Source organism: Parafrankia discariae (assembly GCF_000373365.1).
Classification (GTDB): Bacteria; Actinomycetota; Actinomycetes; order Frankiales; family Frankiaceae; genus Parafrankia; species Parafrankia discariae.
The window spans coordinates 17,456-29,435 of sequence record NZ_KB891251.1 but is presented as its reverse complement, the minus strand read 5'-3'; the positions used below and the strand labels follow the sequence as shown (position 1 = coordinate 29,435).

The 11,980-nt window shown below is 68.0% G+C and carries 11 protein-coding genes; 8 read left to right on the top strand and 3 right to left on the bottom strand.

Going from position 1 to position 11,980, the window contains the following annotated elements:
* The first annotated feature begins 309 nt into the window (after positions 1-309).
* The 3 genes from B056_RS0127355 to B056_RS0127345 all read left to right on the top strand — a co-directional run bounded on the left by B056_RS0127355 (position 310) and on the right by B056_RS0127345 (position 2,446).
* Positions 310-843: a hypothetical protein gene (locus B056_RS0127355; protein ID WP_018505036.1), complete on the top strand. Its 534-nt coding sequence runs from the start codon at positions 310-312 to the stop codon at positions 841-843.
* A gap of 379 nt (positions 844-1,222) precedes the next feature.
* Positions 1,223-1,564 (top strand): histone-like nucleoid-structuring protein Lsr2, encoded by a 342-nt coding sequence (locus B056_RS0127350; protein ID WP_018505035.1) that lies wholly within the window; start codon positions 1,223-1,225, stop codon positions 1,562-1,564.
* Between the two features lie 171 nt (positions 1,565-1,735).
* A complete protein-coding gene (locus tag B056_RS0127345; protein WP_018505034.1) occupies positions 1,736-2,446 on the top strand; it encodes an IS6 family transposase in 711 nt (236 codons plus the stop codon).
* Here B056_RS0127345 and tnpC read toward each other — a convergent pair whose 3' ends face one another.
* Positions 2,447-3,604 carry an IS66 family transposase gene (gene tnpC / locus B056_RS0127340; RefSeq protein WP_018505033.1) on the bottom strand — a complete coding sequence of 386 codons (1,158 nt, stop codon included), beginning with the start codon at positions 3,602-3,604 and terminating at the stop codon, positions 2,447-2,449.
* Positions 3,605-3,959: 355 nt separating this feature from the next.
* Here tnpC and B056_RS38230 point away from each other — a divergent pair, with 355 nt between their 5' ends.
* On the top strand, positions 3,960-4,430 hold the full coding sequence (locus B056_RS38230; RefSeq protein ID WP_018505032.1) for a MarR family winged helix-turn-helix transcriptional regulator: 471 nt from the start codon (positions 3,960-3,962) through the stop codon (positions 4,428-4,430).
* Positions 4,431-4,656: 226 nt separating this feature from the next.
* Here B056_RS38230 and B056_RS0127330 read toward each other — a convergent pair whose 3' ends face one another.
* Positions 4,657-5,523, bottom strand: coding sequence for a cupin domain-containing protein (locus B056_RS0127330; protein WP_020572734.1), 867 nt, complete (start codon positions 5,521-5,523; stop codon positions 4,657-4,659).
* 514 nt (positions 5,524-6,037) lie between these two features.
* Positions 6,038-7,000, bottom strand: a complete 963-nt coding sequence (locus tag B056_RS39755) for an alpha/beta fold hydrolase (RefSeq protein WP_195905960.1) — start codon at positions 6,998-7,000, stop codon at positions 6,038-6,040.
* A gap of 455 nt (positions 7,001-7,455) precedes the next feature.
* Here B056_RS39755 and B056_RS43155 point away from each other — a divergent pair, with 455 nt between their 5' ends.
* The 4 genes from B056_RS43155 to B056_RS0127300 all read left to right on the top strand — a co-directional run bounded on the left by B056_RS43155 (position 7,456) and on the right by B056_RS0127300 (position 11,968).
* Entirely contained in the window at positions 7,456-7,866 is a 411-nt protein-coding gene (locus tag B056_RS43155; protein ID WP_154677272.1) for a cupin domain-containing protein, read from the top strand.
* Between the two features lie 116 nt (positions 7,867-7,982).
* Positions 7,983-8,756 (top strand): SDR family NAD(P)-dependent oxidoreductase, encoded by a 774-nt coding sequence (locus B056_RS0127315; protein WP_020572733.1) that lies wholly within the window; start codon positions 7,983-7,985, stop codon positions 8,754-8,756.
* Between the two features lie 447 nt (positions 8,757-9,203).
* Complete coding sequence (locus tag B056_RS0127310; protein WP_018505027.1) at positions 9,204-10,013, top strand: SDR family NAD(P)-dependent oxidoreductase; 810 nt, start codon at positions 9,204-9,206, stop codon at positions 10,011-10,013.
* Positions 10,014-10,915: 902 nt separating this feature from the next.
* Positions 10,916-11,968, top strand: coding sequence for a type 1 periplasmic-binding domain-containing protein (locus B056_RS0127300; protein WP_018505025.1), 1,053 nt, complete (start codon positions 10,916-10,918; stop codon positions 11,966-11,968).
* Positions 11,969-11,980 lie beyond the last annotated feature (12 nt).

Here is an 11,980-nt window from a genome sequence, read left to right as displayed (position 1 = left end):
CTGTTGCATCCGGCGGGGCCGGGAGATCTTGACCGAAAATCTTCCTGTTGGAGGACGCCGGATCCGGTCGCTGGAGCACCGTCGACCGGCCGACCGAGCCCCACGAAGGCTCAACTACGGAAAGATCCGCGGTCAAGATCGGCTGGAGTCGCCGGATGCAACAGCGCCCCGCCACTGACCCAGCTGGCCAGCGGCCCACGGACAGACACCGCGGTCTCCTCACCGCCTGCCACAAGCCCTGGTAGCGGGCCTCCCGGACACCCCCCGGAGAGTGGACCACTCTCCACACCGGGCGGAGAATAGGGCTCCGTGACCGATCCTGCGAAGGCCGCGCGGCGCGCGTTGGCCCTGCTCACCGGCCAACTCCACCTCGTACGCCACGACGACGGCCCGGACACCACCGCGCTGCGGGCAGCACGCCACCACCTCGCCACGCTCCTGCGCGACGCCAGCACCCACACCCCGATCGAGACGATCACCAGCGTGGAACGGCTGACCGTCGGACTCCTCCTCCAACTCGCCAAGACCACCCACACACCCCCGCACCAGATGCTCCAGGACATCGCCGTCCTCCACGCCCACCAGAGCGCCGACGCCGACCCGGCCGTCGCCCTGCTGACCGCCCGCCTCGACATGGCCACCCCGACCCCGGCCACGGCACCGTTGGACGCGGTACGCCAGGACCTGATCGTCGAGGCTGTGCACGGCAACCCGCAGCGCACCCTGCGCACCCTCACCACGATCGCCACCGCGCTGCTCGTCACCCTCGCCGAAGCCCTGGGCACTACGCCCGAGAATCTGATCGCCCGTCTCGCTCCCGACACCTCCCCGCCCGACCACTGACCTGAGGTGCCTCACCTGGGGACTCGCCGACCGGATACTCGTGATCGCAGAGGAGCTGGGTGCAGTCGCCCGGGACGGCCTCCTCATGTTCGTATGACCGAGCCCCAACCACGAATTCGATGGCGTTCTCGTCCGGGTCGACGCAGACACGTGGCGATGCCGATCAATCGCGGTGAGAGTCTCCTGCGGCCGGACCCCTTCTACCCTCATGAGCCGCCCACGGGTGCCCCATAAGCCGGATGCCGGACTCCCATGGCAGAAGCTTCTGGTCGTGATGAACCGATTCCGGTGGATGCGACAGACCCGTCCGGACGATCACGCGATACGGTACGCAAGACATCGCGGATACACGGTCCGCAGATATGAACGGGGAATACTCATGGCGCAGAAGACCATCGTTTCGCTGATCGACGACCTCAGTGGAGAAACGGCCGACGAGACACTCCGATTCGGACTGGACGGTGCGCAGTACGAGATCGACCTGTCCGAGGCGAACGCCACACAACTGCGGGAGGCACTGGCCGCGTTCGTCACGGCGGCCCGCCGTTCCGGTGGCCGTGCCGCCGGCGGACGGCGCGGCCCGCGCGCCGCCTCACCGCGCTCCACGGGAACCGACCGCAGCGCCGACATCCGCGAATGGGCACGCACCAACGGCTACACGGTCAGCGACCGGGGTCGTATCGCCTCCACCATCGTCGAGGCATTCGACCAAGCCCACTAAATAAGTACCAGCCCGGCATGACCACTGCGTGGCTGTTGCATCCGGCCGGTGCAGGCCTTCGTGCTTGAGTTCGGGCATGATCAGGTGATGCGTCGACGGGTTCTGTTGCATCGGCTCTGTTGCATCCGGCCGGTGTAGGCCTTCGTGCTTGAGTTCGGGCATGATCAGGTGATGCGTCGACGTCGTGTCCGTCCACCGGTCCCAACGTCGGAGTTCGCCGGGTTCCGGTTCCCGCCGGAGGTGATTGTCCTGGCGGTCCGCTGGTATCTGCGGTTCGCCCTGTCGTACCGGGATGTTGAGGAGCTCCTGGCCGACCGCGGCCTCGAGGTTGATCACGTGACCGTGTACCGGTGGGTGCAGCGCTTCACGCCCTTGCTCGTCGACGCCGCGCGGCCTTGCCGGCATCGTCCCTGCGGCAGGTGGTTCGTCGACGAGACCTACGTCAAGGTCGCCGGACGGTGGACGTACCTGTACCGGGCGGTTGACCAGCACGGGCAGGTCATCGACGTCCTCGCCAGCGAACGACGCGACCAGGCCGCGGCCCGAAAGTTCTTCACCGCGGCACTGTCCCACGGCCGCCGGCCGGTCGAGGTCACCACCGACAAGGCACACGTCTACCCAAGGCTCCTCGACGAGCTACTCCCCGAGGCCTGCCACGTCGACGCCGCCCGGGAGAACAACCGGATCGAAGCCGACCACAGCCGCCTGAAAGCCCGGCTCCGACCCATGCGCGGACTGAAACGCCTACGTTCCATCCAGACGATCAGCGCAGGTCATGCGTTCGTCCAGAACATCCGCCGCGGCCACTACGAACTCGGGACCGGCACCGACCCGCACACACGGCTGACAGCCGCGTTCACCGAACTCACCCTCGCGATCTGATCACCCGCCCGGCAGGGTCAACCATGCCCTGACTTCCCCCAATGCAACAGACCCGGTCTGGCTGATCCCGATGTGGGCGGCGTGGCGCAGGGCCCGGGTGTGGGCCGCGAGATCGGTCGGGTTGATCGCGGTGCCGGTGGTGGCGGCGTCGACGGTGAGGCGGTGCGGGGCGACGAGGGCGTCGGCGGCCTGGGTGGCCCAGCACCAGCCGCCCGCGGGGGCGGCGGCGCTCACGGCTTGGAGTTCGCGCAGGACATGGGCGACACACAGCTGGTGGGCGGCGCTGGTGTAGGTGTCATACGGCGACCAGGCGTCGTGGACCACGACCCCGGCGAAGCCGGTCAGCACCCCGAGGGCGTCGATCCCGGCGGTCCCGCGTTTCGGATGGCAGTCGATCAGCGTGTACGTGTCGGTACGGGCGCAGTGCACCCAGTGCAAGCTGCCGGCGACCCGCAGCCCGGTCTCGTCCACGCCGATCACCTCGGCGGCGGCGAGACGCTCGCGGACAGCGGCGAGGAAACCCTCCAGGTCCGCGGCGGCGCGGGCGGCCATCGCCACGACCGTGCCCGCGGACAGAGGGATCCCGACCAGGTCGGCCAGCGCGGTCGCGGTCCGGTCCTTGGACAGGAACTGGCCCGCGTACAGGTAGACCGCCGCCGCCGTCACCCGCGGCCCGTACTGGACTGGGGCGTTCACCCCCACCGGCGCGGTCGCCTTCGTGCGTGTCCCGCAGCCGCATTCCCGCTCGAGGAGCTGATGTTCGGTCACGTGCGGGCGGAGCTCGGGCAGGTCGAAGACCTGCCGGCGTTCGGTCCGGGTCACCCGCCGGCCCGCCAGCGACGTCCCGCATCCGGCACACGGCCCCGGCTCATGCGCCACGCGCACATCGGGATCGGTGACCATCCGCAGGGTCGATCCGGGATGGCCATTCTGCCCGCCAGGGCGCCGGCCGGTCTTCGTCCGCAGCGATTTCGGGGGCGGTTTCGCCAGCCCGTCCGAACTCGGAGGCTTCGACGAGTTCCGCGACGTCTTCGCGACCTGGGCTTCCAGCTCGGCGATCCGATCCAACGCCCGCGCGAGATCCGCCTGCAAGCTCACCACCAGCGCCGCGAGCTCGTCATACGATGGCCCCGACGGCGCGGGCGGATCATCGGACACACCCGGACCCTACGGTCCGATCAACCACACCGTGCCAACGCTCCCGGACTGGCGACCCACCGAGCAGCCCCAGCCTGCCGCGAAAGCAAAAACAAACGATCTACGAGACCTGACCAGTTACGATCCCGCTATCACTCGGTCGGCCGATGATATGGTAGCCAAGTAGAATTTTTCCTTGCGATCGTCACCATCATTGGCAATCGAAGATCAGGAGTCGATAGGAGATGAGTCATTCTCCGGCCCGTCGCGCGTCGTCGAAGCGACGTGATGTCTGCGTGGCCCGCGCGTGGTGCCCGTGACGGCGACGCCCGTGGGTGCTGGACGATCCACCACGGCCGTACGGCTGGCCGAGTCGGTGAACAAGCTCTACGACCTGGATTCGGCTGCCACTGACCGGGTACTCGTCGCGGGCCTGTTGCTGCGGGTCCGTGAAATGCTTATACGCGATCTCGATTCCGTACTGAGTGATCTTGGTACAACCCACGCCCAGTATCAGGTGCTTTCCATCGTGTGCCAGGAGCCCGGAGGTCTCCAGCTCAAGGAGATCGCAGCGAGAGCCTCGGTGCACCCGACCACTATGACGAGCACCATCGACCGCCTCGTACGCGACGGCCTGATCCAGCGGTACCCCGATCCCAAGGACCGCCGGGGTACTCTGGCGGTCGCGACGCGGAAGGGCCAGAAGCTCTACACGCGAGCCCACGCGGAGCTTGCCGCCACTGAGTACGGGCTGGCTGACGTCGATTCCGAGGCCATCAAGAGCCTTGCTGACAATCTCGACCAGCTCGCCTTCGCTCTCGAGCGCCGAAGCGCGACGAACGAGTAGCCGGACCCGCCCGGCCAGGACGAACGACCCACCTTCTCCGGTGGGTCGTTCGTGACTCGTTCGGGAACGACGGCGTGCTGTCCAGCGTGGTGACCACCCGGTCTGGCCTGTGGCGCGGACACGTTCCAGGACACCAGACACCAGAGTTTGGTGGTGCCGGCAGGGGCAGGGCCGGAGTGACGGATGACGTCTGGTAGCTGACTCGGCTTGCAGTGCCGGGATCTGATCAGTCGAAAAGGCGCGTCTCGCTGCGAACAGTGCGACCGAACTCCAGGAGACGCGCGCCGGCGGTGCCGGCCTCCGCCTCGGGAATCGCTGATTCAGACTCTGCGATCACGATGTCGCCGACATTGAGACGCCGACTGCCCAGGGTTAGGCCGCCCCCGATCACGAGCGACCAGCGCCAGTCGAGAAGCCGGTGCGAAGGAATTTTCCCCCCTGGCGCCAGATTGGTGCTGAGCGCGATTCCCCGATCGGGGTCGTCGCTCTCGCCGAGTTCCCAGCGACCGCCGCCGGTCAGGCTGCCCTTGAAGAGTCCGGGCGTCCCGTCGATCGTCATCGTCTGGTTGCCCTCGTTCGCCTCGGAGCCGGACGGCCGGGCGGAGAAGTTGAAGACGCCCGCTGGGCCGTACTTGTAGATGCCCGGCCGATACATGACCCGGCCGGGGCCCCGCAGCGTCGGATGGTCGTGATATTCGGGCGCGTAGCCTCCGCCCTTTCTGTTCCGCGCGAAGACCTCCAGCAGCTGGCAGCCCCGTGGCCCGTTCACTAGCGGCCCGTACTCGACGTTCGGCGCGGTGACCAGGACGTCTCCGGGCCGCATCAACCAGTCACCGACGAGCACGGAGCCGTCGAGGACGGTGATGAACATCCAGTCGTCGTGCCAGTGCAGGGGCCAGATCTGGTTGGCCGGCATCCTGACATCGGGAATGCACATCCGGAAGTCGTCGTCGTCCGAGCCGAGATACCAGAGATCCTGCCAGGTCAACCCGCCGACGACGTCGGATAAGACGACGTCGTCAGGGCCGTTGGCCCCCCCGGGTTCCAGTCGCGTCACGGTCACACCGGGCGCAAGTCGCTCGCCGTGCGCCACCGGGAGTGGTCGAGCCGTGTCATTGACCGCGCTTCTCATCATTCCCTCGTTCGTCAATTGACCGCCGACGCACTGCTCCGTGGGCGGAAGGCCTATTTGATATTCCGACGATAGGTACGCCGTTGAATTCTGTCAACATCACGGTCGCGGGATTTGGTCCAGCCGCCGCGCCCGACAATGTAAAGGAATCCCTCCTCGTTCTCGGTCTCGCCGGATCGCTCGGGTGCGGCCCGGCTGCCCGCCAGTGTGTCCGGGTGATCTCGGGCGGGCGGCTGCGGAACTCTCCAGCGCGACGAGCGGCCCGCCCGGGCGTGTCTCGCCTGGGTGGCCCCTGTCGCCTCCGGCCGCGCAGGCCGCGCAGGCGGACGTCGACGCTGGTTGCTGGCCTCCCTGTCGGCGGATAAATGGATGACCTACTATCTGATAGCAGAGCATCAGGTGGCTGCGCAAGGGGCGGAGCCCGGCTGGTCGGTGCCCGTGCGGGCCGGGAGCGAGCGCTCGGTCCACGGGACTGTCAGCCGCCCTGGTCGCCCCGGAGCAGGTCCCGGCACAGCAGCGACGCGGCCGACACCACGGCATGCGGCGCCTCCCATGGGACGAAGTGGCCACAGTCCCGAAGCAGGAACGGGCCGAGGTGACGGGGGAACACGATCGTGGCCATCCGGTCGAAGTCGGGTGCGACCACCCGGTCGCTGGTCCCGAACAGCACCAGGACCTCGACGTCCGGGTTGGGACCGGTCCGCGCCGGCTCGCGTCGCGCGGCTGCCGAGAACGCGCTCTCGTAGGGGCCGAAGCCCGCCCGCAGCCGCGCGGCGTCCGCGAACGGTGCGGTGTGGAAGGCGACGGTCGGTGAGGTGCCGACGCCCTCCCGCTCGGTACCTGCGTCCGTGAACGCTCCCGGGTGGGCCCAGAAGCGCGAGGTGTAGAAGGTGGCGACGTAGCTCTGACGCTTCTGTGGGGTGTCGAGCTCGGCGGCGAGGCCGTCGGCGTCGGTTCCCTGCCGCAGGTAGTAGTCGCGGGCCTCCCGTGGCGAGCGCGTCCGCAGGCGCGCCATGGAGACACGGTCATACGGCAGCGGGCAGTTGAACAGCACCATCCGCTCGACGAGGCCGGGAAAGCGCAGCGCCAGATCCTGCGCGATCGGCCCACCGAGGTCACCGGCGCAGACCGTGACCCTCTCGTGGCCCAGCCCGCGGACGACGAGATTGTGCAGGTCGAGACTGTGCGAGGCGACGTCGTGGAACCCGTCGGGCCCTACTTCGCTGTCCCCGAAGCCGCGTAGGTCAGGCGCGATCACCTCGAATCCCGCGGCGACCAGCGGCTTGATCACCCGCCACCAGATGCGCTTGGTCTCCGGCCACCCGTGTACGCACAGCAGCGGCACACCGCCCACTCCGGCCCGCACGTAGGCCTGCCTGAAGCCCCGGCCGTGGTGGCCGTGCACCGCGAACCGTTCCGGATCGATCTCGTGAGGCACGACGTTCTCCCCGGCGGCCGACGCGCCGGGAGCGGACATGGTCCCCGGGCCCCGGACACGATCGCATCTTGACTGGATATAAGACTATCGGTCATCATACTATCTGCCGGGCTCCAGTCGGCGGGAGCGCACTGGAGGGTTCCACGGCCGAACCGGCGGCAGGGAGGGGACCTCATGAACACAGACGAGGGCCGAGCGATCCGCGAGCGGCCGGAGAGGGGCCCGGACCTGGCTCCCGCGGACGCCGGCACCCGCCCCTCGCCGGCCGGCGCCCGCCGGCGACATCCCCCGTGGCCCGGGCGGGAACGCGGCGCCTGGATCACCCGGCGGCACTTCTCCTGTGAAGGTTCACGCGGCTCAGGCCTGATCGCCCCGAGCGCTGCCCTCGAACCAGGCTTCTCTCGAGGTCGTCGCGATCCACCAGATGTTCTGGAGATTTCCAAGGGGAGGATTCGGTGGCTGGAAACCTCGTCTGGCTGAGGAACAGGGAGACTGGGGAGACGTATCTGGAGCTCCATCCCGTTCGTCTTTCCGGTCCGGAAGAGCCAAGCACTGACGGTGCGTTCATGCTCCGTAAACAGGATATCCCGGCGACGAACGTGCGTCTCGTGGAACTTCCCAGCCAGGGATCGCGAGCGGTTCTCCACCCGGCTCCGCGTCGACAGTTTGTGATACTGCTGCAGGGCGAACTCGATGTTGCGGTGTCGGACGGCAGTCATTATCGGCTTCTGCCCGGTGACTGGTTGTTCGCCGACGATGTCAACAGCAGGGGTCATCGGGTCGAGAACGTGGGCGAGGAGAACCTCGTAACGGTGCAGCTGGCTGTGCCGAGTGACTGGGAGTGGCCGGAGAGCCTGCCGTCCTGAGCGGCCCGCGCGCCCTGCCGGGTGGCTGAGGGGACAGGTGGCGTGTCGGCGATGACGGGACCAGACAGACACCGGGACCTCGTCAGGCGAACTCACCGAAAGGAATCGTGGTCCCTATGGAACTGACGGGCAAAGTCGCGATTGTGACCGGTGGCGCGGGCAACCTCGGCTCGGCGTGCGCTCGGCGCCTGGCCCTCGAAGGGGCGGCCGTGGTCGTGGCCGACCGCCCCGGGACGGCGGTGGCGGAGATCGTCGAGAAGATCAACGCCGACGGGGGTCGGGCCACCGGCTGTTTCGCGGACGTCAGCCGTGAGCCGGACGTCCAGGAGATGATCGCTCTCGCTGTCCGCGACCACGGGCGGCTGGATGTGCTCGCCAACGCGGCGGCGATCATCGGTGACAGCGACCGGATCCTGGACGGAATGGACGTCGAGCTGTGGGACCGGGTCATGGCGGTCAACGTCCGCGGATCGATGCTGGGCTGTAAGCACGCGATTCCGGCCATGCTGGTGAACGGCGGCGGCTCGATCATCAACTTCACGTCCTCGGCGGCGTTCCACGGCGATGTGGTCCGGATCGCCTACTCGTCGTCAAAGGCCGCCCTGGTGGGTCTCACCCGAGCCGTAGCCACCGCGTACGGCAGGCGCGGCATCCGTTCCAACGCGATCAGCCCGCACGTCGTGTGGTCTGACGAGATCAAAGGCAGACTGGACGCGGACTGGATAGACATCGCGGAACGTACCCTGCTGACGCCCCGAGCCGGTGTGCCCGACGACATCGCTCACATGGTCGTGTATCTCGCCTCCGACAAGTCCACCTACATAACGGGACAGACCATTTCCGTGGACGGTGGCGGTACCGCTCATCAGCCCTGGGTGGGAGTCAGATAGGACCACTGACGACCTCGATCGCGGGCGCCGGTGGCGGACCTTCGACCCGCGGGTGGGCAGTGGGGTGGGTCGCCTCCGGCCAGGCGAGGCCGCAAGCGCCTCCGGCCGAGGAGCACCTCGCCCCCGAGCGGGCGCGACAGCCCGTGGCCCGGGGCGTCTCCTGCCCGTAGGGGCAAGGGGCTTGGTGCCGCTTGCGCGCGAAGGCCAGCCCCGTGGTGAGGACGTGCCGGGCGGGTTGCGCTGATCCGTCGCGCCAGGCCGCGAATCCACCGGTCCACGTGCCTGGTGCGGCTGCGAGGTCCTGGAGACCGGCGCCTCGCCGCGGTCTTCGCCGCAGGGCCGGATCCGAGTCTTTCGCATCAACTTTTTGTCTGGTCACACAGGTGGTTCTGGCTGCCGTTCCGCGTTCGCCGGACAGCGGCCACGGGCAGAGATGGAGAAACACGAATGGACGACTCCGGCCGTACCACCCCCTTATCCGGCGGGGCGGTCACAGCGGCTACTTCGCGTCTGGAGGGCCAGGTCGCCCTGGTGACAGGTGCCGGTAACGGCCAGGGCGCCGCGACCGCCGAACTGTTCGGCCGAGAGGGCGCACTTGTCGTGGCGGCCGACGTCGACCTCGACAGCGCGCGAGCAACCGCGGATGCCGTGGTCGCCGCCGGCGGCGCCGCCGTGGCTGTCCAGGCCGATGTGAGCACCGCGACCGGGGCCAAGGCCATGGTCGAAGCGGCCCGCTCGAACTTCGGCGGTCTCCACGCGCTCGTCAACAACGCGGGCGTCACCCTGTTCAAGTCGATCGAGGAGATGACGGAGGCCGACTGGGACCGCATCATGAACGTCGACCTCAAGGGTGTCTTTCTCACCTGTCGGGCGGCGGTTCCGCTGATGCGGGAATCGGGTGGTGGCAGCATCGTCAACATCTCGTCGACGGCCGCCACCAAAGCGCTGCGAAATCATACCGCGTACAGCGCTGCCAAGGCCGGAGTTCTCCAGTTCACGCGGACTCTCGCCCTGGACGTCGGGAGTTTCGGAATCAGGGTCAACTGCATCTGCCCTGGCCCCGTCGACACGGACGGGTTTCGTAGGGCATCCGCGCAGAGGGGGGAGCTCCCTGACTTCGCCCGGTTGCCGCTGGGGCGGATCGGAAGGCCGTCCGAGGTGAGTTCGGTAAGTCTTTTCCTCTGCAGTCGTGATGCGTCGTTCATGACCGGTGCGACTCTCGTCGTCGACGGCGGATCGTCCACGGGCACGATCTGAGACTCCCTCCGGGCTGACGACCGGGCGTAGTCGGTCGCCGTGGGTGTGATGATTCCGCCCGATGACGCGGCGGCGAATCATGGGCGTCCGGGCCGCGGTGGTAGATGCCGTCGAGCGCGAAGCGAAGCGAAGCGGGGCGAAGAGAAGAGAAGAGAGGTGAAGCGGGGCGGGGCGAAACGGGGCGGTGAAGCAAACCTCGATGTGGTCGCGCCGCTGCCGTAGATCGGGGTGTGGGCGATCTCGAGGCCGCCCGCCGCCACCCGGCCCCGATCCGGTGTCGACCTGGGTGTCGACAGGCGCGGGCCGAAGGCCGAGCGGCTGACCGCGATCCGGACCCGCGGGAAGTGGCGGGTGCGGGCAGCGGGTTCACGGCCAGCGGGTTCACGGCCAGCCACGTTCACCTTCAGCGCGTGAAAGGGCTGTTCTCGTGGACAGGATGCTCCGCGTGATCGGGTGGCGTCCCTGCGTCGCCGTTGGCGATTTTCTCGGGCGTCTGGCGTTCGTTTTACCCGACCTCTGGACAGAGCGAGGGCGCTGGTGCAAAGTACTAGGTCTACCGATGATAGGTATACCTAGTAATTACGTGGGTATAGCCGGGCCTGACTGTCGGCCGCCGGGCTGGACCGAGAGGGGTGCGTGTAGTGATGCGCCGAAATTTATGTCCCGTACTGAGGGGAAAATTAGGTCTGGCTCGGGCCAGGCGCCGGCTGCCAGCCGTCGCCACGGTGACGCTGATCGCCGTCGCGCTTGTCGCGTGTGGGAGCGACGCCTCGACGCCGGATGCCGGGACGGCGCCGGCGTCCGCTGGTTCGCAGGCCAGCGACCTGGGCACTCTGCCGTGTCCCGGACCCAGGGCGACGGGGAGCCCCGTCACGATTGGTGTCGCCTGGCCGGAGGGCCCGATGAACGACATGTCCCAGTACGGGGCCTCCGCGAACGCGGTGCGGCAGTACGCCAACGACTGCCTCGGTGGAATCGCGGGCCGACCCGTCAACTACATTGAGTGCCGAATCGACGAGTCCAGCGCGGCCGCGGGGACGGACTGCGCCAACCGGGTCGTCGAAGGAAAAGCCGCCGCACTGGTCATCACCTCCACGACCCTGGGTCAGGTAATCGTCCCGATCGTCACCGGGGCCGGGATTCCCTATGTCGGCGTGAATCCTGTGTCGCCGGCTGAGAGCACCGACAAGTCCGGGCTCGTCTTCGAGCTCTCGCCGGGCGCCGCCGGCTATCTCGCCGCGATGGCGAAGCTGGCGAAGGACGGCGGTATGAAGAAGGTCGGTCTCGTGGTCACGGAGAACGCCGCGCAGGGGATCGGCAGTCTGGCCAAGATCCCGTTCGGGAACGCGGGCGTCGAGCTCCACCTCGTCACCGTGCCACCCGGTACGCCGGACATGACCGCCCAGGTGACCTCCGCGCTGAGCGGAGCGGGCGCCGTCGGGCTCATCGGAGACCAGACACAGTGCATCTCGTTCCTGCAGGCGCTCGAGTCGCTCGACCCTGACGGTCAGCACTGGATCCTCAGGGGCTGCACCGAGACCAAGGTTCTCAAAGCCGCTGGAGCCGAGTCGGTCGACAAGGCCCGGATATTCACGACCAGCGAGACCACCTCGGGCAGCGCGGAGGCGCTCCTCTACCGCCAGGTGATGGCGAAGTACGCACCCGAGACCTCGGCCGAGGGCGGCGCGGTGATCGGCTATCAGGCCGCGTTCGGATTCCTCCGAGCCATCGAAGGCATCAAGGGTGACATCACCTCACGGAGCGTCGCGTCGACGCTGGGCGCCTCCAGGAACATCGCGCTGCCCGCCGGCGCCGGCACCACCTTCGGATGCGCCGAGCGGCCGATCAAGATGTTCACCACGGTCTGCAGCAGTCAGGTGATTGTCGGGACGATGCGCGACGCGACGGCTACGGATCCGAAGCCCGTCGACGTCGCCTCCCTGTTGGCGAACTGATGCCGAGGCCGG

Coding starts and splice junctions, on each gene's coding strand:
- B056_RS0127310 (WP_018505027.1), top strand. CDS start 9,204: ATGGACGACTCCGGCCGTACCACCCCCTTATCCGGCGGGGCGGTCACA.
- B056_RS0127350 (WP_018505035.1), top strand. CDS start 1,223: ATGGCGCAGAAGACCATCGTTTCGCTGATCGACGACCTCAGTGGAGAA.
- B056_RS0127300 (WP_018505025.1), top strand. CDS start 10,916: ATGAACGACATGTCCCAGTACGGGGCCTCCGCGAACGCGGTGCGGCAG.
- B056_RS0127345 (WP_018505034.1), top strand. CDS start 1,736: ATGCGTCGACGTCGTGTCCGTCCACCGGTCCCAACGTCGGAGTTCGCC.
- B056_RS0127315 (WP_020572733.1), top strand. CDS start 7,983: ATGGAACTGACGGGCAAAGTCGCGATTGTGACCGGTGGCGCGGGCAAC.